The organism is Actinomadura sp. 9N407 (assembly GCF_044326315.1).
In the GTDB taxonomy this organism is placed as follows: domain Bacteria; phylum Actinomycetota; class Actinomycetes; order Streptosporangiales; family Streptosporangiaceae; genus Spirillospora.
On sequence record NZ_JBIRAW010000017.1, the window covers coordinates 68,235 to 89,178 of the forward strand.

The window sequence follows — 20,944 nt, forward strand, 5'->3', positions numbered from 1 at the left end:
GGGGGACGGGCATGGCGGTCCGGACGGCCGGGCGAAGGCCATTGATCGTGGGCGTCGGGGGGACGGGCCGCTTCGGCTCGACCACGGAACGCGCGCTGCTTCTCGCGCTGCGGGGGGCCGAGGACGGCGGGGCCGAGGTCGTGTCGTTCGACGGCGCCTTCCTCGCCGAGCTTCCGCTGTTCAGGCCCGGCCTCGCCGCCGGGTCGCCCCGCGTACGGGAACTGCTGGCCGCCGTCGCCCGGTCGGACGGGCTCATCGTGGCCAGCCCCAGCTATCACGGAGGTGTTTCCGCGCTGGTGAAGAACGCGCTGGACCATATGGAGCTGCTGCGGGAGGAGCCCCGGCCGTACCTGGACCGGCGGGCGGTCGGCTGCGTCGTCACCGCGGCCGGGGGCCAGGCGGGCGGCGTCACGCTGGCCGCGCTGCGCTCGATCGTGCACGCGCTGCGCGGCTGGCCCACCCCGCTCGGCGCCACCGTGACCACGTCCGAACGGTCGCTCCAGGCCGGGAACGGGGACGTGGTGGACGCGAGCGAGACGCAGTTGCGGGCGGTCGGGCATCAGGTGGTGGAGTTCGCCATGGCGTTCGGTACGGCCACGGCCGAACTGCCCGCCGGGACGGGGGCCGTCCGATGAGCATCGACCCGGACGTCACGATCGAACGGGACCAGGTCGAGCGGGACCCGGTCGAGCGGGACCAGGCGGAACGGGACCCGGCCGCGACGACCAGCGGGCGGATCGAGGACGCCCGGCGGCGCAAGGAGGCCGCGCGGCAGCCGGGATCGCCCCGGGCCGCGCGGCGGCTGCGCGCGCTCGGCAAGCACACCGCGCGCGAGCGCATCGCGATGCTGCTGGACCCCGGCTCGTTCCTGGAGATCGATCCGCTGGTCCGGCACCGCTCGACCAACTTCGGCATCGAGGCCCGGCGCCCGCACGGCGACGGCGTGGTGGCCGGCTCCGGTACGGTCGACGGCCGCCCGGTCTGCGTGTACGCCCAGGACGTCACCTCGTTCGGCGGCAGCGTCGGCGAGGCGTTCGGGGCGAAGGTCGGCAAGGTCCTCGACCTGGCGATGCGCACCGGCTGCCCGGTGATCTGCGTGAACGACTCCAGCGGTGCCCGGATCGAGGAGGGCGTGCTCGCGCTGGCCTCGTACGGTCAGGTCGCGCGGCGGGTGGTCACCGCGTCCGGGGTCGTCCCGCAGATCTCGCTGATCATGGGGATGTGCGCGGGCGGCGCCGTCTACACCCCGGCCGCGACCGACTTCATCGTGATGGTCGACCGGACCTCGCACATGTTCGTGACCGGGCCCGAGGTGATCCGTTCGGTCACCGGCGAGGTGGTCGGTCTGGAGCAGCTCGGCGGGGCCCGGGTGCACGCGGGTCGTACGGGCAACGCGCACTACGTCGCGGCCGACGAGCCGGACGCGATCGCCTACGTCAAGGACCTGCTGTCCTACCTGCCGGACAACTACCTGGACGAGCCGCCGAGCTATCCCGTGGCGGCGGCCATGACGCCGACCGTCCGGGACGCGGAGCTGGACACGCTGATCCCGGACCGTACCGAGCAGGGCTACGACATGCGGGAGGTGATCGGGCGGATCGTCGACGACGGCGACCTGCTGGAGATCCACCAGGACTTCGCCCGCAACATCCTGTGCGGGTTCGGCCGGATCGAGGGCCACTCGGTCGGCGTGGTGGCCAACCAGCCGATGGCGCTGGCCGGATCGCTGGACATCGACGCCTCCGAGAAGGCGGCCAGGTTCGTCCGGTTCTGCGACGCGTTCGGGATCCCGATCCTGACGCTGGTCGACGTCCCGGGGTTCCTGCCGGGTACGGAGCAGGAGCACGCGGGCATCATCCGCCGGGGCGCCAAGCTCGGCTTCGCCTACATCGAGTCGACCGTCCCGAAGGTGACGGTGATCGTCCGCAAGGCGTTCGGCGGCGGGTACGCGGTGATGGGTTCCAAGGAGCTCGGCGCGGACGTGTGCTTCGCCTGGCCCACGGCGGAGATCGGCGTGATGGGCGCCGGCGGCGGCGTGGAGCTGCTCTTCCGCCGGGACCTGGCCGGCGCGGAGGACCCGCAGGCCTTGCGCGGGACGCTCACGCGCCGCTACCAGGAGACGCTGACCAGCCCGTTCGTCGCGGCGGAGCTCGGCTGCGTCGACGACATCATCGAGCCGTCCGAGACCCGGATCAGCGTGGTCAAGGCAATGCGGGCGCTGCGCAACAAGCGGGTCGTCCCGGTCGGCAAGAAGCACAGCAACATCCCGCTCTGAGCCGGCCGCCCCTGAGCCACCGTGCCGGGGCCCGGGGGCCCGCCCCTGTCACCAGGGGTGGGTCCCCGTTCCGGTGAGGAACGCGCGGTCGGGCAGGTCCTCGGGCGCCGCGGTCGCGTACCGCACCACGACCTCCGCCCCCTCCTCGACGGTCTTCGGGCCGGTGAAGTTGTTCATGTCGGTGGCCACGAACCCCGGGGAGACCGCGCAGGCGGTGACCCCGGAGTCGCGCAGCAGCCCCGCGTACATCACCGACAGCAGGTTGGTCGCCGCTTTGGCGGTGCAGTACGGGATGAGGTCGGCCGGCGGCGGGCCGTCCGCCACCCGGGCGAACGACGACAGCGTGCTGGTCAGGTTCACGATCCGGCCGCCCGACCCGCGCAGCAGCGGCAGGAGCGCCTGCGTCACCGCGAACACGCCGACGAAGTTGGTCTCCAGGGTGTCCCGCAGGTCCTGGACCGTGACCTCGTCGAGCGGCCTGCGGCGGCCCGGCGTGACGCCGGTGACTCCCGCGTTGTTGATCAGCAGGTCGAGCCGGCCGAACTCCGCCGCCACATGCTCGGCGACCGCTCGCACCGTGTCCTCGGCCGTGACGTCCAGCCGTACGAACCGGACGTCGCCGCCGCCCGCGACCAGGTCGGCCACCGCCGCCCGGCCACGATCGGCATCGCGCGCGGTCGCCAGCACGACCATCCCGAGATCGGCCAGCTGCCTGCATACCGCCTTGCCGATTCCCTTGTTGGCGCCCGTGACGAGGGCGACCTTCTGGTCCGTGGTCACGTCGTCTCCGCAGGCTCGGCAGGTTCAGCGGGCTTGGCGGCGGCGGTCGCGGGTGCCGGGGCGGCCGGCGGCGGAGCGAGCCGGATCCAGATCGCGGCGACGGCCAGGGCCAGGACGAGCAGGACCGTACAGAACAGGTACACGTTGCTGTACGGGTCGGTCGGGCTCCCGGAACGGCTGCTCTGCTCCAGGATCGCGGCCATCGCGGCGATGCCCAGCGCGCCGCCGAACTGCCGGGCGGTGGTGTTCAGGCCGCTGGAGGTGGCGAACATCGCGGGCGGCGCGGACATGGCGGCCGAGGCGGACGTCCCCATCGTGGCGGCTCCCATGCCGATCCCGGTGAGGATGCTCGCGGGCAGCCACAGCGTCAGGAACGACGCCTGCTCGGTGAGACCGACGGTCAGCCAGATCGCCGTCACCAGGAACACCGCCAGCCCGAACAGGACCGCGAAGCGAGGACCGCCGAGCTTGGCCGCGTACCGGCCGAGACCCACCGCGATGATGGACGCCGACACGGCACCCGGGGTGTTGGCCAGCCCCGCCTCGAGCTCGGAGTACCGCCACACGTCGGTCATGTAGAGGATGGCGACCAGCATGAACGTGTACTGCGCCATCCCGTACAGCAGCGAGGTGACGTTCGTCGCCGTGAACGTGCGGTTGCTCCACAGCTCGGTGTCGATCGCGGGCTTGGGATGCGTCCGCGACCGCAGCACCGTGTAGGCGAGGGCGGCGAGGCCGAACGCGAAGGTCCCCAGGGTCCGCGGGTCGAGCCGGCCCCAGTCGCCGCCCTCGGTCACGCCGAGGGTGAGGGCGCCGATGCCGAGCGCGATCAGCACGGTGCCCAGCGGGTCCGGGATCCGGTCGAACGAGGCCTTGCCGGGCGGCTCCAGCACCCGCAGCGCCGAGACGATCAGGACCGCGCCGATCGGGATGTTGATCAGGAACACGGCGCGCCAGTCGGACAGCTCCACCAGGACGCCGCCGACGATCGGGCCGGCCGCCGCGCCGATGGCCGAGGCCGCGCTCCAGATCCCGATCGAGCCCGCCCGCCGCTCGGCCGGTCCGTCCAGCAGCAGGATCGCCAGCGAGGAGGGGATCATGGCCGCCGCGCCGGCGCCCTGCACCGCGCGGGCGCCGATCAGGAACGGCAGGTTCGGGGCCAGCGCGCACGCCAGCGACGCCAGCGTGAACAGGCCGATGCCGATCACGAACAGCCGGCGCCTGCCGAGCGCGTCCGCCAGCTTGCCGGACGGCGCCAGCAGGGCCGCGAACAGCACCGCGTAGGCGGTGATGATCCACGAGATGTCGGTCACCGACGCGCTCGGGAACGCGCCCTGCACGTTCGGGATCGCGAGGTTGGTGACCGTCGAGTCGAGCATCGAGAGGAACGCGCCGCCCGAGGCGGTGAGCATGATGGCGAGGTAGCCCGCGCGGGGCCTGGTATCGGTCAAGGGGTGCTCCTGATCGGTGTCTCGTCGTCGGCCCCGGCGGCGATCGCGCCCTCCACCTGCTCGATCCGGGCCCGGTCGAGATCGCCGGCGATCCGCTCGTCCTGGTCGATCAGGCCGTCCAGATCGTGCTTCTCGTAGCCGATGATCCCCATGTCGGCGAAGGTGGCCCGCATCTTGTCGCCGAACAGGCCGATGTCGCTCAGCGTGGGCACGATCCGCGAGAACAGGTGGGTCCGGAACAGCCGGAAGTGCTCCGAGCCGCGCATGTAGTCCATGCACTCGTCGGCGTCGACGTCGAGGTTGCGCCAGACCTCCTCGCCGACGAAGCGCTCCTGCATCATGTGGCAGGCCTCGATGCAGAACTCCTCGCGCTCGGCCAGCTCGGACCGGGTCAGCTCGGGGTAGAACTCGCGCAGCGCCAGCCGCCCGAACGCGACGTGCCGCGCCTCGTCCTGCATCACGTACGTGTTGAGCGCCTGTGCGAGCGGCTCGGTGGCGTTGTCACGGATGAGACCGAACGCGGCCAGCGCGAGCCCCTCGATGAGCACCTGCATGCCCAGGTACGTCATGTCCCAGCGCGAGTCGGAGATCACGTCGTCGAGCAGCGACTTCAGGCCGGGGTTGATCGGGTAGGCCAGCTCCAGCTTCTCCCGCAGGTAGCGGGAGTAGACCTCCATGTGCCGGGCCTCGTCCATCACCTGGGTGGCCGCGTAGAACTTGGCGTCCAGGCCGGGCACGGTGCTGACGATCTTGGACGAGCAGATCAGCGCGCCCTGCTCGCCGTGCAGGAACTGGGAGAACTGCCAGGCGGCCAGGTGGTGCCGTACGGTCCCGCGCTCGCGGGGCCCGAGCCGGTCCCAGACCCGGGAGCCGTAGATCGCGATGGTCTGCTCCGGCACGCCCATCGGGTCGTTGACGTCGACGTCGATCGACCAGTCGAGCCGGTCCGACGCGTTCCACTGCTTCTCCTTGCCCTTCTCGTAGAGGCTGAGCAGTCGGTCGCGGCCCTCGTCGTACTCCCAGTCGAAGATGGTGGTGTTCCCGCCGGGGACGTGCCATTTCGTCTGGTCGACCGGCAGCGCGTACAGGCGTTTGCTCACGCGTCTTTCCTCCAGGAATTCATGGGGCTCGGCGCAAACGTAAATCGCGTACGCCGCCACGGGCAGTAGGGATATCCCTGGTCGCCGCGCTGCAGCCGGCGGCGGCCCGGTCCAGTGCGGGGCCGTCAATGCGGCGTCAGTCGCCGGTCAGCATCGAAGTCCAGACTTGCCGTACATCGCGGCACAAGCTCGCGCTGGAATGGACGGAGACAGCCGTTGAGTGACGCGGAACGCGCGGCCGTGGGTGCCGCGGTAAGGCAGCTGCTGGGGGATTCGCTCGGGTACCTGTACCCGGCGGCGCTGCGGGTGGCGGTACGGACGAAGATCGCCGACCATCTGGCGGACGGCCCCCTTCCCCCCGACCGCCTGGCCGTCCTGGCCGGTGCTGAGCCCGACCACCTGCGCCGGGTGCTGCGCTTCCTCGCCACTCGCGGCGTGTTCCGCGAGGACGAGGACGGCGCGTTCCACCTGACGACCGCCGCCTCCCTGCTGCGCGCGGACTCGCCGCTGCCGATGAGCTCGGTCGTCCAGCTGCTGACCGACGAGCTCTACTGGCTCCCGGCCGGCCGCCTCGAGGACACGGTGCGCAAGGGCACCACCGCGTTCGCCGACATCTTCGGCGCGCCCCTGTTCGACTACCTGGCCGGAGACGAGGAGCGCGGCGCGCTGTTCCACACCGCGCTCGACGACCTGTCGGCCACCGAGCACGGCGGCATCGTGGCGAGCTACGACTTCGCCGACGCCAAGACCGTCGTGGACGTCGGCGGCGGCCGGGGCGGGCTGCTGCACGAGGCGCTGAGCCGGAACGAGCACCTGCGCGGCGTCCTGCTCGACGACAAGTCCGTCGTCGCCGAGCACCGGCTGGACGACCCGGCCATCGCGGGCCGCTGGGAGCTGGTGGGCGGCGACTTCTTCACCGACATGCCGGCCGGCGCGGACGTCTACGTCCTCAAGCGCATCCTGCACGACTGGGACGACGCGAACGCCGTACGGCTGCTGCGCGGCTGCCGCGACGCGATGGCCGGCGGCGGACGGGTCCTGGTGGTCGACACCGTCGTACCGCCGGGCAACGAGCCGCACACCAGCAAGGTCTCCGACCTGGCCATGATGATCGTCTTCGATGGCAAGGAGCGGACCGAGGACGAGCTCGCCGGGCTGTTCGCGCAGGCGGGCCTCCGGCTGAACCGGGTCGTCACGACGCCCGGCACCCTCTCGATCGTCGAGGCCGTCGCGGCCTGACCTCCCGGAATGCGGTGACAGCAGATGACCGACCACGGGCACGACGGCGAGCCGCTCGCCCTGCCGCTCAAGCGCACGGTGCCGACCGAGATCCCCGGGGAGTACGCCGAGCTCCGGGAGAAGAGGCCGGTCTGCCCGGTGACCCTGGCGACCGGTGACCCGGCGTACCTGGTCACCCGGCACGAGGACCTCAAGACCGTCCTCGCCGACCGGCGGTTCAGCCGCGCCGCGATGTGCGAGGAGGGCGCGCCCCGGCTGCAGGCGATCCGGCCGAACCCGGAAACGATCATCAACATGGATCCGCCCCGGCACTCCCGGATCCGCCGGCTGGCCGCCGAGGCGTTCACCGCCGAACGGCTCGAACGGCTCTGGCCGTGCATCGAGGACGCCGTGCGCGAGCTGCTCGACGAGATGGCGAAGATGGCGCCGCCGGTGGACCTGATCACGGCGTTCGCCCGGCCGCTGCCGCTGCGGATCATCTGCGACCTGATCGGGGTGCCGTTCGAGGACCGGGCCAGGTTCGTCCGGTGGGCCGAGATCATCATGACCCTCGGCTCCACCGCCGAGGAGATCATGGCCACGTACATCGAGATGCGCGGCTACTTCGTCGAGCTGGTCGGCCGCAAGCGCGACGAGCCGGGCGACGACTTCCTGAGCGTGCTGGCCCGGCGGTCCGGCGAGGACGGCCGGCTGACCGAGTCCGAACTGGTCAGCCTCGGTACGTTCCTGCTGGTCGCCGGGCACGAGACCAGCATCACGATCCTCACGGCGGCGGTGCACCGGATGATCCGGCACCCGGACCAGCTGGCCGCCCTGCGCGCGGACCCGGCGCTGCTGCCGGGCGCCGTCGAGGAGTTCCTGCGGGTGGGCCTGCCCGGCCTGTCCCCGTTCCCGCGGATCGCGCTGACCGATGTCGAGCTGTCCGGCGAGAAGATCCCGAAGGGCGCCGCGGTGATCGTCCAGTACGAGACCGCGCTGCGGGACCCGCGCGTCCAGGACGACCCGGAGCGCTTCGACATCCGGCGCAAGCAGGCCTCCCAGGTCTTCTTCGGGTACGGCCCGCACTTCTGCCTCGGTGCCCCGGTGGCCCGGGCCGAGCTGCGGATCGGGATCCCCGCCCTGTTCGAGCGCTTCCCGGAGCTGGCCCTGGCGATACCCGAGGACGAGCTGAAGTGGAGGGACTACGCGGTGCTCGGCAACTTCGAGGAATTTCCCGTCACCTGGTGAGGTCGCTGTGGACGCGGTAAGGAAACTGCTGGGCGATTCGCTGGCGTACCTGTATCCCGCCGCACTGCGGGTGGCGGTACGGACGAGGATCGCCGACCATCTCGCGGACGGCCCGCTTCCGCCCGGCCGCCTGGCGGCCCTGGCCGGTGCGGAGCCCGATCACTTGCGCCGCGTCCTGCGCTTCCTCGCCACCCGCGACGTGTTCCGCGAGGACGAGAACGGCGCGTTCCACCTGACCACGGCCGCGTCCCTGCTGCGCTCGGACTCGCCCCTGCCCGTCCGGTCCCTGGTCCTGCTGTTCACCGACCCGCTCTACTGGCTGCCCGCCGGGTGCCTCGAAGACACCGTCCGCGCGGGCCGTACCGCGTTCGACGACGTCTTCGGCGCGCCGATCTTCGACCACCTGGCCACCGACAAGGCCGGCGCCGAACTGTTCTCCGATGCCATGGCCGCGCTGAGCGAGATCGAGCAGGACGGCATCGCCGCCGCCTGCGACCTCCCCCAGCGGGCCACCATCGTCGACATCGGCGGTGGCCTCGGCGGGATGCTCCGTACGATCCTCACCCGGAACCCAGGACTGCGCGGCGTCCTGTACGACCGCGAACCCGTCCTGCACCATCACCGGCTGGACGACCCGGCCATCGCGGGCCGCTGGGAGACCGCGGCCGGGGACTTCTACGACCAGGTCCCACCCGGCGCCGACGTCTACCTGCTCAAACGCATCCTGCACGACAAGACCGACACCGACTGCCTGCGCGTCCTGCGCGCCGTCCGGCACGCCATGCCCGACGGGAGCCGCCTCCTGATCGTCGACCCGCTGGTCCCGGCCGGCGGCGACATTCCTCCCGCGACGATGCTCTCCGACCTTCTGGTGATGGCCGTGTTCGGCGGCAGGGAACGCACCCGCGACGAACTCGCCGCCCTCCTATCCGAGGCGGACCTGCTCCTGCACGAGGTGATCCCCACCACCGGCACCCTCACCATCACCGAGGCCCACCCGACGACCCGGGCGCAAGGCCCCCGTCCAGAGGGCGCCCCCGCGGCCCGCGGCCGCTAGTTTGGGGCGTGTGAAACAGGCGTTCAGTGATTTCTTCGACGGTGTCGGGTACCTGTTCCGCGGGCTGGGGTGGATCGCCCGGCATCCGGTGCAGTGGTTGTTCGGGCTCATTCCGGCGCTGATCGTCCTGCTGGCGTACGGGGCGGCGCTCGGGGCGCTGGCGTGGAACCTGGACGACGTCGCCGGGTGGCTGACACCGTTCGCCGACGGCTGGTCGGAGTGGATGCGGAAGGCGACGCGGGTGGTGGCCGGGCTGGCGCTGTTCGGCGCCTCGCTGTTCGTGGCCATCCTGACGTTCACGGCGCTGACGCTGCTGGTGGGCGACCCGTTCTACGAGAGCATCGCGGTCAAGGTCGAGGACTCGCAGGGCGGTGCGCCGCCGGATCCCGAGGTTCCGGTGCTGACGCAGATCGGCCGGGCGATCAAGGACGCGCTGCTGCTCGCGGTGGTGGCGCTGGCGTTCGCGGTGGTGTTCTTCGTGTGCAGTTTCGTGCCCGTGATCGGGCAGACGGTGGTGCCGGTGGTGGCGGCGTTCGTGTCGGGGTACTTCCTGGCGGGCGAGTTGACCTCGGTGGCGATGGACCGGCGCGGGGTGCTGCGCAAGGAGCGGTTCGCGCTGATGAAGCGGCGGCGGCCACTGATGCTGGGGTTCGGGGTGGCGACCGTGGTGATGTTCCTCATCCCGCTGGGCGCGGTGCTGGCGATGCCCGGTGCGGTGGCCGGCGGGACGCTGCTGGCCCGGGAGCGGCTGGCGGCCGATCCGCAGGTCATGGGGGCTCGGCAGGGATATTGAGCGGCCCGGAAGATGTGTCCGGAGTGTGATGGCCCGCCCCATCGGGCGCCCTGATCTTGCCGTAACCTGTGCCGCATGTCCGATGAGGGGGAGCGCGGGGGGCGCTGGGCCGAGATGAGTGATGACTCCGCCGACCGCGAGGAGAGCGCTCGGGTGACCGTTCCCGAGGTCGATATGCCCGAGCCTGAGGGACGGACGGATTTCTCCGGGCCGTCGCCCGCCGAAGCGGCCAGGCAGGCCGACGATGTGAAGGTCGCGCCCGTGATGGAGGCGCCCGTGATGGCGGCGCCGACACCGCAGGAGTTCGACGACGAGCCGTTGTTCGATGGGGAGGGTGACCCGCAGTACGCGGGGGTGGCCTCCACAGCGCCTTCGGGTCCGGTGAAGCCCGGCAAGCCGAGCAGCGGCAACTGGCAGATGCCGGACTGGATGGCCGACGAGGAGGCCGCCGACGCCAAGCTGGGCCGTGCCGGTGATCTCGACGATGGCCGGCGCGCCAAGAGGGACGCCAAAAGGGACGCCAAGAAGGATCAGGCCAAGCGGGACAGGGCCGGTGACCTCGATGGCGGCGGGCGTTCCAAGCTGGCGCTGTACGGCGGGGTGGGGCTGCTGGTCGTGGCCCTGCTGGCGGCCGGTGGTGTCTACCTGCTCAAGCAGGGCGGCGGTGGGCAGGCCGAGGCCGAGAACAAGAAGTCCGCGACCGACCAGCAGCCGCAGACGCCGAAGGTGGCGATGCCGGCGGCCAAGCCGCTGAAGCGGTTCCAGGGGACGCCGAGCCAGGTCCTGGGGATGGTCCCCGACAAGCAGTCGGGGCTCGTCTATCCGCGGATGGGCAAGCCGTGGCAGCTGCCGACCAAGCAGAACAAGCTCGCCACGCCGGGCTGGTCCGGGCAGCAGGTGCTGGTCACCGAGCGGCGCGGCAGCCAGATGTGGTACGGCCAGCTGATGACCGGCGTGCTCAACCCCAACCTGCAGAGCTCGTACACGGGTCCGGAGAGCGTTCCGGCCGTCGCGGTGCTGGCGGCCAAGGGGATCGAGGCGCAGTACTACGCGTTCCCGCACAAGACGACGCCGCTGGCCTCGCAGGAGCTGAACGTGGGCGGGCGCAAGGGCTGGCTCGTCGCCTCGTACATCACCTACAAGCGCGAGGGTGTGCGGGCGACCGGCGAGGTGGTCGCCACGGCGGTGTTCGACAACGGCAAGCCGGCGCCGGCGGTGGCGTTCGCGGCGGTGCCCAACACGCACAAGAAGCTGTGGCCGGACATCAACCGCTTCCTGGGGCAGCTGAAGTTCTCCGGCTGACCGAATGGCGTTCTAGTACGCTGTCGCCATGGCGATCGGGTTGACCGAAGAACATGAGGCGCTGGCGGCGTCGGTGCGCGGATCCGTCGAGCGGAACGGCACTGCTCCCGAGCAGTACGGACTGCACCTGCCCGAGGAGTACGGCGGGCAGGGGTTCGGGCTGCTGGAGCAGGCCGTCGTGCTGGAGGAGCTGGGCCGCGCCCTGGTGCCCGGGACGTACGCGCCGACCGTGCTGGCCTCGGCGATGATCGCGGCCGGCGGGTCGGAGCGGGTGCGCGCGGAGTTCCTGCCCAGGCTCGCGACCGGTGAGCTGAGCGCCGGGTTCGGTTTCGGTGACGGGCTCGTGCTCGGCGGGCCCGGCGTCGACCTGGTGGTCGTGAACGTCGGCGGGCGATGGGCGGTCTTGGACGGGGTCACCGTTCAGGAGGCGGAGTCGCTCGATCTCACCCGTTCGGTGGGATCGATCGCTCTTGAGGGGCTCTCCGTACCGGAAGAGCGTGTCCTGAACGGTGTCGACGCCCTGGCGGTCGTGCTCCTAGGGGCCGAGGCGTGCGGCGTTGCCGGGCGTGCCCTGGACGACGCGGTCGCGTACGCGAAGCTGAGGGAGCAGTTCGGTCGCCCTATCGGCCAGTTCCAGGGCGTCAAGCACAAGTGCTCCCGCATGCTCATCGCCACGGAACGTGCTCGGGCGGCGGTCTGGGACGCGATCCGCGCGCTGGACGAGGACGAGCAGCAGCGCGCCTATGCGTTGGGCGTCGCGGCCGTACTGGCCGCTGATGCGGCGGTGGAGTGCGCCGAGGGCAACATCCAGGTGCATGGTGGCATCGGCTACACCTACGAGCATGAAGCCCACCAGATCTACCGGCGCGCTCTGACGCTGCGCGCCGTGCTGGGGCGCGGCAGTGAGCACCGTGCCCGGGTCGCCGAGTTGGCGGTGGCGGGCGTGCGGCGGCCGATGGCCATCGAGCTTCCCGAGGATGCCGAGGACCTGCGCGGCGCGATCCGGGCCGAGGTGGCGGAGCTGGCCGCGATGGAGATCTTCGGGCAGCGGGCGGCGATGGCCGAGGGCGGCTGGGTCACGCCGCACCTGCCCAGGCCGTGGGGGCGGGCCGCCGGGCCGGTCGAGCAGATCGTGATCCAGCAGGAGCTGAAGGCGGCCGAGGTCCGTCCGGTTCCGCTGATGATCGCGGCCTGGGTGGTGCCGTCGCTGGTCCAGTACGGCACGCCCGAGCAGCAGGAGCGGTTCCTGCCGCCGACGCTGCGCGGCGAGATCATCTGGTGCCAGCTGTTCAGCGAGCCCGGCGCCGGGTCCGACCTGGCCGGGCTGAAGACCCGGGCCGAACGGGTCGAGGGCGGCTGGGCGATCACCGGCCAGAAGATCTGGACATCGCTGGCCCGCGAGTCCCAGTGGGGCATCTGCATCGCCCGTACCGACCCGGACCGCCCCAAGCACGACGGCATCACCTATTTCCTTGTGGACATGGCGTCGCCGGGCATCGAGATCCGGCCGCTGCGCGAGTGCACCGGCGACGCGGTCTTCAACGAGGTCTTCCTGGACGAGGTGTTCGTCCCGGACGAGCTGGTGGTCGGCCCGGTGAACGAGGGCTGGCGGGTCGCCCGCAACACGCTCGCCAACGAGCGGGTCGGGCTGACCAGCTCGTTCCAGCTGGGCGGTGACCTGCCGAAGCTCGTGCAGCTGGCCGGTGAGATGGACCTGTCCGCCGACCCTCTCGTACGGGACGAGCTGGGCCGGCTGGCCTGCGACGAGCACGCGTTCGCGCTGCTCGGGCTGCGGGCAACGCTCAAGCAGCTGTCCGGTACGGACCCGGGCGCCACCGCCAACGTCCGCAAGCTCGTCGCGATGGAGCACGGCCAGAAGGTCACCGAGTACGGCTTCACGCTGCTCGGCGCCGAGGGCGCGCTGACCGGCGGCTGGAAGGGCGAGCTGCGCCGCAAGTGGACGCGCTACCTGCTGGCGTCGCGGGCGATGACGATCGGCGGCGGGACGACCGAGGTCAACCTGAACGTCATCGGCGAGCGGATCCTCGGCCTGCCCCGCGACACGTGAGCATCCGGGCCATCCCGATCCGGGCCGCCCTGGCTGGGATAGCCTGCTTCGCCTGATGAGGGGGCGAACGCGGCACCTGGTGGCCGCTCTTACCGGGCTGGGCCTCGGCCTGGCGGCACTGGGGCCGGCGCTGGCCCCGGGCTTCGTGCTGTCGTACGACATGGTGTTCGTCCCGGATCCGGCGTTCACCCCGATGACGTTCGGGCTGACCGGAACGGTCGCCCGGCACGTCCCGAGCGACGCCGCCGTCACCGCGCTCGCCATGATCATGCCCGCGTGGATCGTGCAGCGGCTCGTGCTGCTCGCGATCTTCGTGATGGCCTGCACGTCGGCGGCCTCGCTGGTGCCGTCCCGGCGGATGGTCCCGAGGCTGGTCGCGGGCGTCTGCTACGCCTGGAACCCGTTCGTCGCCGAGCGCCTGCTGCTGGGGCAGTGGGCGCTGCTGCTGGGGTACGCGGCGCTGCCCTGGGTGCTGGCCGCCGCGTTCAGGACGGACGAGCGCGGTGGCGGGCGCCGCCTGCTCCGTACGTTGATTCCGGCGGCGATCGGAGGGTTCGCGGCCCTCGCCGTATCAGGGCTTGCCGCGCTCATCGTCGGACGGCGGCGCCTCAAGGTGGTCGCGGTCCTGGCCGTACTGAGCCTGCCGTGGCTGGTGCCGGGGCTACTGCGGCCTGGGGGCGTGCCAGGGGACGGCTTGGCCGTCGAAGCGTTCGCCGCACGCGCGGACACTCCGTTCGGCACGCTCGGCAGTCTGCTGCTCCTGGGTGGTATCTGGAACGGGGAGACCGTACCCGTCGGCTACGGAGCCCCGATCACGGCCATCTTCTGGGCCCTGGTCGTGGCGGGAGGGCTCTTCGCGTACGGGAAGTACCGCGAGCGCATCGGCCCTTGGGCGCGCCCCGTCGCGCTGGCGGCCGCGGCCGGGTTCGCAGTGGCGGCCCTAGGGGCGGTGTTCCCGTCCGTACTGGAGGGTGCGATCGGGCTGTGGTCGGGCTTGGCCGTGTTCCGGGACGGGCAGCAGTTCGTCGCGCCACTGGCCGTCGTCATAGCGGTCGGCCTGGGAGTGGCGGCCGATCGAGCCATCGAGGCGAAGTATTCGCCCGTCGCCTATGGAGCGTTGCTGGCCCCCGTGGTGTTGCTGCCCTCATTGGCTTGGGGAGCCGCCGGGCAACTGCGTTCTGTGGACTACCCGGACGACTGGGCGCGCGCGCGGCAGGTCATCGAGGCCGACCGTACGCAGGGGGACATCCTCGTACTGCCGTGGGCCCTCTACCGCAGTTACCCCTGGAACGATGGCCGGCGCTCGCTCGACCCGCTGCCTCGCTACCTGCACCAGCGGCGGGTGATCGTGAACGACGCGGTGATGGTGGACGGTTCGACGGTCGCGCCGGAGGACCCGAAGGCCATGCGCCTGGACGCGGCGGTCCGTTCCGGCGGCCCGCTGACCGAGGTGCTGCGGGACGCGGGGGTCCGGTACGTCGCGGTGGACACCGTGGACCCGGCGGCGGGTCCGGAACGGCTGCCCGGGGCCGAACCCATCGTCCAGGGACGGGATTTGGTCCTGTACCGAATACCGGTATCGGCCTACGCCGCAGAGGAGAAGGTGCCGGTCGGTGCCGTGGTGATTGCCTGGATTGTCGTAAGTGTGGCGATTTCCTGGTCAATGCTGACCCCAGGTACTACTCTGGGCCTCCCGTTACTCGGGAGTACTCCCCGTCGACGTTCCCCCCATCGAAGGGCCCCCTGATGCGCATTGCCGTTGCCGCGATCGTCGGTGTCCTACTGGCCTCCCTCGCCTCGTTCGGCGTGGTGCAGATCACGAACGCCTCCCAGCAGGACCCGGTCATCAAGCCGCTCTACAACTACGGCTCGCGCTGAGCACCGGGTCACTGAGGTCCCGTGGGAACCCTGGGCGGGGAACCCGCCCTGCTGGAGATCGTGGTCCCTGCCTATAACGAGGCCGAGCGGCTTCCGCTCGGCCTGACCCTGCTCGGCGACAAGCTGGCCGGCCTCGGCGTGCGGTCGGAGATCCTCGTCGTCGACAACGCCAGTACCGACGGTACGGCCGATGTCATCGCGGGCTGGGACGGGCCGGTCCCGGTCCGCGGCCTCCACTGCGAGCTCCGCGGCAAGGGCGCGGCCGTACGGGTCGGCCTGCTGGCCACCCGCGCCCCGTACGTGGGGTTCTGCGACGCCGACATGGCCACCGACCTGGCCGCCATCGACGAGGCGCTCGACCTGCTGCGCACCGGCCGTCCCGTGGTCGTCGGCTGCCGCCGGCATCCCGACTCGGTGGTCGAGGGGTACGGGCAGTTCATGCGCCGGCTGGGCGCGATCACGTTCAACCGGATGGTCCGCGACCTGGTCGGCGACATCGCCGACACCCAGTGCGGCTTCAAGTTCTTCTTCGGCCCGCTGGCCCGGGCCGCCGCCGCCGATCTGCGTACGGCCGGGTTCGCGTTCGACGTCGAACTGCTGATGCACTGCGTCCGCCGTGGCGCCGAGATCACCGGAATCCCGGTGGTGTGGTCCGACTGCCCCGGGACGACGTTCTCGGTACGGCGCCACACCTCCCAATGCGTGCTCGACCTCGCCCGCATCCGCGCCCGGGCGACCCGTTTCGGGGGCCTGATCCCCGCGTCGGCACCGGTCGTCCCCCAGATCCTCGCCGTACAGCCCGCACCAGCGCCGTCCCCCCTCGTGCTGCCGAAGGGTCCTGAGGCCAAGACGGGATGAGCATCGGCACTACGCGACTGGCGGTCGTGAACTGGCGGGACCCTTGGCATCCGGCGGCGGGCGGTGCCGAACGCTATGCGTGGGAGGTCGCGCGGCGCCTCGCGGCTGAGGGAGCGCAGGTCCGGTACGTGACGTCGCGCGCGCGCGGACAGCAGCGCCGTAACCGTGTGGAAGGCGTCGAGTTCGTACGGCTCGGGGGCCGCTTCACGGTCTATCCGCTGGTGTTGCTCTGGATGTTCCTCAGGCGCCGCTCGCGCCGGTCCTCCTTTGACGCGGTCATCGACTGCCAGAACGGCATCCCGTTCTTCACTCCCTGGGCGCTGCCCAGGCGCGTCCCCGTCTTCTGCGTGATCCACCACGTACACGACGCACAGTTCGGGCTCTACTTCCCGCGCTGGATGGCTTGGTTCGGCCGCGTACTGGAAGGGCCTGTCAGCCGCTGGGCCTACCGGAGGCACGCGTACGTGTGCGTTTCCCCCTCCACGCTGAGCGCCGTACGGGAACGGCTCGGCTGGACCGGATCGGCCTACGTGGTGCCCAACGGGACAGTGTCCCCTCCAACTGGGTCCGTACAAGAGGAGCCCCGTCCAGAGGAGACCGTTCCGGCCGCCGCACAGGAGAACCCTGGCGGAGACCCCGATCTGGTGTGCGTCACCCGCCTGGTGCCGCACAAGCGGATAGAACGCCTGCTCGACCTGGCCGAGCACCTGAAGCCCCGCTACCCCGGACTCCGGCTGAACGTGATCGGCGACGGTCCCGAGGCGGCCGGATTCGCGGCGGAGATCGTCCGGCGCGATCTCGGCGAGACCGTCATCGCGCACGGATACGTCTCCGAGGAGGCCAAATCGGCGCTGGTCGCGCGGTCGTGCCTGCACCTCAGCACCTCGCAGGGCGAGGGCTGGGGGCTCAGCGTCATCGAGGCCGCGGCCCTGGGCGTACCGACCGTGGCGTACGACGTCGACGGGCTCCGGGACGCCGTACGGGACGGTGTGACCGGCTGGCTGGCCCACTCCGACGAGGATCTCGCGGGCGTGGTCGAGCGCGCTCTCAAGGAACTGGCGGACCCGGAACGGCGGGCCGAGACGGCCGCCGCGTGCCGGGAGTGGGCGGGTGCCTTCGACTGGGCACGGACCGCCGAGCGCTGGGCGGAGCTGATCGCGGCGTCCTCGGCGGCCGGATCGTCGTCGAGCGATGCCGATCGGGCCCTGGTCGTCCGGCGGCGGTACGGGTGACGGTCAGCCGAGGGTCGTGGAGGGACCCGTGCGTGACCTGCTGCTCGCCGAGGGCGACGGAGCCTGGCTCGTACGGGAGGCGACCGCGCTGGAGCGGCTGCTCGGGCACGCCGGCGCCGGCGCGGGAACAGACGAGGACGCGGGCACGGACGCCTGATCCTGCACCGCCGCGACATGATCGGAAGGAGTCCGCGGAGCCATGGCCGTGGGAGAGGCGAGACAGCCTCGTACCAAGGGGGACGCGCCCGCCCCCCGCCCCGCCATGCCCGCGCTCCCGGACGCGGCGGCCGACGAGGTCGATCCGCGGCTGCGCGACCGGCTGCGGACGGTGGTGTGCTGTCTCGCCCTGACCGCGCTGGCGTTCTCCACCCGGCCGGGCGCGATCCTCGCCGACACCAAGATCGACATGGCCGTGAACCCGCTCGGGTTCCTGGGCCGCGCGATGCACCTGTGGGACGCCGAGCAGTTCGGCCAGCTGCAGAACCAGGCGGTCGGCTACCTGTTCCCGATGGGGCCGTTCTTCGCGCTCGGCGACCTGGCCGGGATGCCCGCCTGGATCACCCAGCGGCTGTGGATGTCGCTGCTGATGTGCCTGGCGTTCCTCGGCGTCCGCAAGCTCGCGGCCCGGCTGGGCGTCGGCGGCCCGGCGGCCCGGCTGGCCGGGGCGATGGCGTACGCGCTGGCCCCGAACGCCCTGGCCGCGATGGGGCAGCTGTCCTCGGAGTACCTGACCGCCGCGATGCTGCCGTGGATCGTGCTGCCGCTGGTCACCGCCGCCGAGGGCGGTGGCCGGGTACGGGCGGCGGCCCGGTCCGGCATCGCGGTCGCCTGCTGCGGCGGCATCAACGCGACCGCGACCGTGGCGGTCCTGGTCGTCCCGTTCATCTACCTGATCACCCGGCCGCGCGCTCCCCGGCCGGACGAGCCCGCCAAGGCCGAGGGCAAGCCCGCCAAGAGCGGGCGGAAGCGCGAGCGGCTGCCGCGGCTGCGGCTGCTCGCCTGGTGGTCGGCGGCCGTCGGCGCGGCCATGGCCTGGTGGCTGATCCCGCTGCTGCTCACCGGGACGTACGGCTTCTCCTGGCTCACCTACACCGAGAAGGCCGCGACCACGACCGGGCCGACCGGCCTGATCAACGTGCTGCGCGGCGCCGAGCGCTGGGTCAACTACCTGTTCATCGACGGGCAGGTGTGGTGGCCGGTCGGGCACGGGCTGTCGCTCAGCCCGCTGCCGGTGATCTGTACCGGGGTGGTCGCCGCGCTGTGCCTGGCCGGGCTGCTGACCCGGCTGCTGCCCGAGCGCACCTTCCTGCTGCTGACGCTGGTCGCCGGGCTGGCGATCATCTCGGCGGGGCATCTCAGCGACCTGCCGGGGCCGTTCGCGCCGCAGATCCGCGACATCCTGGACGGGCCGCTCGCGCCGCTGCGCAACCTGCACAAGTTCGACGCCGTGATCCGGCTGCCGCTCGCGCTGGGGCTGGCCCACCTGGTCACCGTGACCGCCCGTACGAGGGCCACCGGGCGCTTCCAATGGCGCGACGGCGCGCGCGCCCTCATCAGCGCGCCCGTGGTCGCGATCGTGGCGCTCAGCGGTATCGGGGCCACGGCCGTCTCCCACGGCCTCTCGGGGCCCGGCGAGTTCAAAGAGGTACCGCGCTACTGGAAGGACGCCGCCTCCTGGCTCAACTCGCGCGCGGGGCAGCAGGGCGTGCTGGCTCTACCCGGGTCCGCGTTCGGTGAGTACCTCTGGGGACGGCCCATGGACGACATCGTCCAGCCGTTGCTGACCGCGCGCTGGGGCGTACGGCAGCTGGTCCCGGCGGGTTCGCCCGGTTACACGCGCGCGCTTGACGCGGTCGACCATCAGGTACGGTCCGGGCAGAGTTCGGCCGGACTGGCGGAATTCCTAGGGCGCATGGGCGTGCGCTACGTCCTCGTACGCAACGACCTGCGCCGGGAGACCCTGCGCGGAGGCTGGCCCGCGCGCCTGCACCAGTCCCTCGACGCCTCCCCGGGACTGCGCCAGGTGGCGGCGTTCGGAGAACCGGTCGGCGGGGACTTCTCCGACGACGCGACCTCGGCGGTGAACCAGAAGTACCAGCCGCTGGAGGTGTACGAGGTCGAGGGCGCGGCGCCGGTGGCGGGGCTGGCCGACGCCGGGGACCCCCTCCGGGTGTACGGGGGACCGGAGTCGCTGCTGACCATGGCCGACACCCGGGCGCTGCCACGACCGCCCGTACTGCTGAACGGCGACGCCCCCGACCTCGGCGGCACGCCCGTGATCACCGACTCGCCCCGGCTGCTGCGCCGGGGGTTCGGCGAGCTGCACCAGACGTCCCAGACGCTGACCGCCGACGAGCGCGAGAAGGGCTCCGACGTCCTCGCCGAGGGCTGGCGCGACTACGCGACGACGGTGGCCTACAGCGGCATCCGCAACGTCACCGCGTCGTCATCGGCCGGGGGAGAGGACGTGATCCCGCAGGCCCGCAGGCCCGACGCGGTCCCGTTCGCGGCCCTGGACGACGACCCGCTCAGCGCCTGGCGGACCGGCGGCTGGAACGGGGCGGCCGGCCAGTGGCTCAAGGTCGACTTCGGCATGCCGCGCGAGATCCCGAGCCTGACGGCCGCGCTCGTCCAGGACCGCGACGAGGGGCCGCCGGTCACGAAGATCGCGGTGGAGACCGAGAGCGGGATCGTCGAGCAGCGGGTCAACGCCACCACCGCCGCCCAGCCGCTGCGCGCCGCGCCCGGCGCGACGCGGTGGCTGCGGCTGCGGATCACCGAGGTCGCCCCGAACGGCGGCTCCGCCGCGTTCACCGGCGCGGGGATCAGCGACCTGCGCATCGGCGGTGTCACGGCGGGCCGCACCTACGTGCTCCCGGCACCAGAGGGCGTCTCGGGTACGCCGTCGTACGTGCTGAGCCGGGCCCCCGGCGCGCGGCCGGAGTGCATGAAGGGCGCCACGCGGTGGGTCTGCTCGGAGACCCTCGGCGCGCGGGACGAGGAGGGCACGGGCTTCGACCGTACGATCACGGTCCCGCAGCCGCACCAGGCGAGCCTCTCCGGCACGGCCACGATGACCGATCCCCGGCTGATCGCCCGGTACACGGGGCTGAGGGGCGATCCCCGCGTCGCGGCCAGCAGCGTCCTGACCGACCATCCCGCGGCCCAGGCCCGATCGGCGTTCGACGGCGATCCGGCGACGGCCTGGATCGCGGGGGAGGGCGAGCGGGCCCCGACGTACGCCGTCCAGTGGGGCCGCGCGACCGAGGTCTCGCAGCTCACCCTGGATCGGCCGCCCGCCGTCTCGGGCCCCGTTCACGTCCAGATCGAGGGCCGCGGCGGCCAGACCCGCGAGGCGCTCTCGGACGCGCGCGGGAAGATCGTGTTCGCCCCGATGGAGACCGACCGGCTGAAGCTGACGATCCGGCGCGGCGGCCGGCTGCAGCCCGTCCAGATCAGCGAGCTGAAGATCCCGGGGGTCCGGCCGTTCCGGGACGTCAGGGGCCTGGCACTGGGGCTGAAATGCGGGTTCGGGCCCCGGCTCCGCGTCGGCGGCAGCACGGTCCACACCAAGGCCACGGGCACGATGGGCGATCTCCTGGAGGGGCGTCCCATCGCGTACCAGGCGTGCCGCAAGACGCCGCTCCAGGCCGGCGCCAATCGGCTGGCCTCGCTGCCGTTCGA

16 protein-coding genes and 1 pseudogene are annotated in these 20,944 nt (G+C 71.9%); 14 read left to right on the top strand and 3 right to left on the bottom strand.

Going from position 1 to position 20,944, the window contains the following annotated elements; genetic code table 11:
* Positions 1-11: 11 nt before the first annotated feature.
* Together ACH34Q_RS25635 and ACH34Q_RS25640 are read left to right on the top strand one after the other, a co-directional pair.
* Positions 12-635 carry an NADPH-dependent FMN reductase gene (locus tag ACH34Q_RS25635; protein ID WP_395985602.1) on the top strand — a complete coding sequence of 208 codons (624 nt, stop codon included), beginning with the start codon at positions 12-14 and terminating at the stop codon, positions 633-635.
* On the top strand, positions 632-2,275 hold the full coding sequence (locus ACH34Q_RS25640; protein ID WP_395985603.1) for an acyl-CoA carboxylase subunit beta: 1,644 nt from the start codon (positions 632-634) through the stop codon (positions 2,273-2,275). The genes ACH34Q_RS25635 and ACH34Q_RS25640 overlap by 4 nt, the downstream gene beginning before the upstream one ends.
* 48 nt (positions 2,276-2,323) lie before the next feature.
* On the opposite strand, the gene ACH34Q_RS25645 is transcribed toward ACH34Q_RS25640, so the two are convergent.
* The 3 genes from ACH34Q_RS25645 to ACH34Q_RS25655 are packed head-to-tail and all read right to left on the bottom strand — an operon-like array spanning position 2,324 to position 5,606.
* Positions 2,324-3,055 (bottom strand): SDR family NAD(P)-dependent oxidoreductase, encoded by a 732-nt coding sequence (locus ACH34Q_RS25645; RefSeq protein ID WP_395985604.1) that lies wholly within the window; start codon positions 3,053-3,055, stop codon positions 2,324-2,326.
* Positions 3,052-4,506 carry a DHA2 family efflux MFS transporter permease subunit gene (locus ACH34Q_RS25650; RefSeq protein WP_395985605.1) on the bottom strand — a complete coding sequence of 485 codons (1,455 nt, stop codon included), beginning with the start codon at positions 4,504-4,506 and terminating at the stop codon, positions 3,052-3,054. Before ACH34Q_RS25650 ends, ACH34Q_RS25645 begins: the two co-directional genes overlap by 4 nt.
* Entirely contained in the window at positions 4,503-5,606 is a 1,104-nt protein-coding gene (locus tag ACH34Q_RS25655; RefSeq protein ID WP_395985606.1) for a ferritin-like domain-containing protein, read from the bottom strand. The genes ACH34Q_RS25650 and ACH34Q_RS25655 overlap by 4 nt, the downstream gene beginning before the upstream one ends.
* A gap of 216 nt (positions 5,607-5,822) precedes the next feature.
* Between ACH34Q_RS25655 and ACH34Q_RS25660 the strand changes: the two genes are divergently transcribed.
* The 12 genes and pseudogenes from ACH34Q_RS25660 to ACH34Q_RS25715 all read left to right on the top strand — a co-directional run.
* Positions 5,823-6,845, top strand: coding sequence for a methyltransferase (locus ACH34Q_RS25660; protein WP_395985607.1), 1,023 nt, complete (start codon positions 5,823-5,825; stop codon positions 6,843-6,845).
* Between the two features lie 24 nt (positions 6,846-6,869).
* Positions 6,870-8,072 (top strand): cytochrome P450, encoded by a 1,203-nt coding sequence (locus tag ACH34Q_RS25665; protein WP_395985608.1) that lies wholly within the window; start codon positions 6,870-6,872, stop codon positions 8,070-8,072.
* Between the two features lie 7 nt (positions 8,073-8,079).
* Positions 8,080-9,129 carry a methyltransferase gene (locus ACH34Q_RS25670; protein WP_395985609.1) on the top strand — a complete coding sequence of 350 codons (1,050 nt, stop codon included), beginning with the start codon at positions 8,080-8,082 and terminating at the stop codon, positions 9,127-9,129.
* Between the two features lie 10 nt (positions 9,130-9,139).
* The gene (locus ACH34Q_RS25675) at positions 9,140-9,922 is read left to right on the top strand and encodes an EI24 domain-containing protein (protein WP_395985610.1); all 783 of its coding nucleotides are present in this window, start codon (positions 9,140-9,142) and stop codon (positions 9,920-9,922) included.
* 75 nt (positions 9,923-9,997) lie between these two features.
* Positions 9,998-11,224, top strand: a complete 1,227-nt coding sequence (locus tag ACH34Q_RS25680; RefSeq protein ID WP_395985611.1) for a hypothetical protein — start codon at positions 9,998-10,000, stop codon at positions 11,222-11,224.
* A gap of 28 nt (positions 11,225-11,252) precedes the next feature.
* Positions 11,253-13,292 carry an acyl-CoA dehydrogenase gene (locus ACH34Q_RS25685; protein ID WP_395985612.1) on the top strand — a complete coding sequence of 680 codons (2,040 nt, stop codon included), beginning with the start codon at positions 11,253-11,255 and terminating at the stop codon, positions 13,290-13,292.
* Between the two features lie 55 nt (positions 13,293-13,347).
* Entirely contained in the window at positions 13,348-15,039 is a 1,692-nt protein-coding gene (locus tag ACH34Q_RS25690) for a hypothetical protein (RefSeq protein ID WP_395985613.1), read from the top strand.
* Positions 15,039-15,170, top strand: coding sequence for a hypothetical protein (locus tag ACH34Q_RS25695; RefSeq protein ID WP_395985614.1), 132 nt, complete (start codon positions 15,039-15,041; stop codon positions 15,168-15,170). Before ACH34Q_RS25690 ends, ACH34Q_RS25695 begins: the two co-directional genes overlap by 1 nt.
* A gap of 21 nt (positions 15,171-15,191) precedes the next feature.
* The gene (locus ACH34Q_RS25700) at positions 15,192-16,028 is read left to right on the top strand and encodes a glycosyltransferase (protein ID WP_395985615.1); all 837 of its coding nucleotides are present in this window, start codon (positions 15,192-15,194) and stop codon (positions 16,026-16,028) included.
* Positions 16,025-17,260: a glycosyltransferase family 4 protein gene (locus ACH34Q_RS25705; protein WP_395985616.1), complete on the top strand. Its 1,236-nt coding sequence runs from the start codon at positions 16,025-16,027 to the stop codon at positions 17,258-17,260. The genes ACH34Q_RS25700 and ACH34Q_RS25705 overlap by 4 nt, the downstream gene beginning before the upstream one ends.
* A gap of 28 nt (positions 17,261-17,288) precedes the next feature.
* The gene (locus ACH34Q_RS25710) at positions 17,289-17,417 is read left to right on the top strand and encodes a hypothetical protein (protein WP_395985617.1); all 129 of its coding nucleotides are present in this window, start codon (positions 17,289-17,291) and stop codon (positions 17,415-17,417) included.
* Between the two features lie 105 nt (positions 17,418-17,522).
* Positions 17,523-19,613, top strand: a pseudogene (locus ACH34Q_RS25715) (alpha-(1->3)-arabinofuranosyltransferase family protein); the annotation flags it as partial.
* Positions 19,614-20,944 lie beyond the last annotated feature (1,331 nt).

Excerpts from the sequence above, each read along its gene's own strand:
- ACH34Q_RS25635 (WP_395985602.1), top strand. The coding sequence starts at position 12 with ATGGCGGTCCGGACGGCCGGGCGAAGGCCATTGATCGTGGGCGTCGGG.
- ACH34Q_RS25640 (WP_395985603.1), top strand. The coding sequence starts at position 632 with ATGAGCATCGACCCGGACGTCACGATCGAACGGGACCAGGTCGAGCGG.
- ACH34Q_RS25665 (WP_395985608.1), top strand. The coding sequence starts at position 6,870 with ATGACCGACCACGGGCACGACGGCGAGCCGCTCGCCCTGCCGCTCAAG.
- ACH34Q_RS25680 (WP_395985611.1), top strand. The coding sequence starts at position 9,998 with ATGTCCGATGAGGGGGAGCGCGGGGGGCGCTGGGCCGAGATGAGTGAT.
- ACH34Q_RS25685 (WP_395985612.1), top strand. The coding sequence starts at position 11,253 with ATGGCGATCGGGTTGACCGAAGAACATGAGGCGCTGGCGGCGTCGGTG.
- ACH34Q_RS25690 (WP_395985613.1), top strand. The coding sequence starts at position 13,348 with ATGAGGGGGCGAACGCGGCACCTGGTGGCCGCTCTTACCGGGCTGGGC.
- ACH34Q_RS25695 (WP_395985614.1), top strand. The coding sequence starts at position 15,039 with ATGCGCATTGCCGTTGCCGCGATCGTCGGTGTCCTACTGGCCTCCCTC.
- ACH34Q_RS25705 (WP_395985616.1), top strand. The coding sequence starts at position 16,025 with ATGAGCATCGGCACTACGCGACTGGCGGTCGTGAACTGGCGGGACCCT.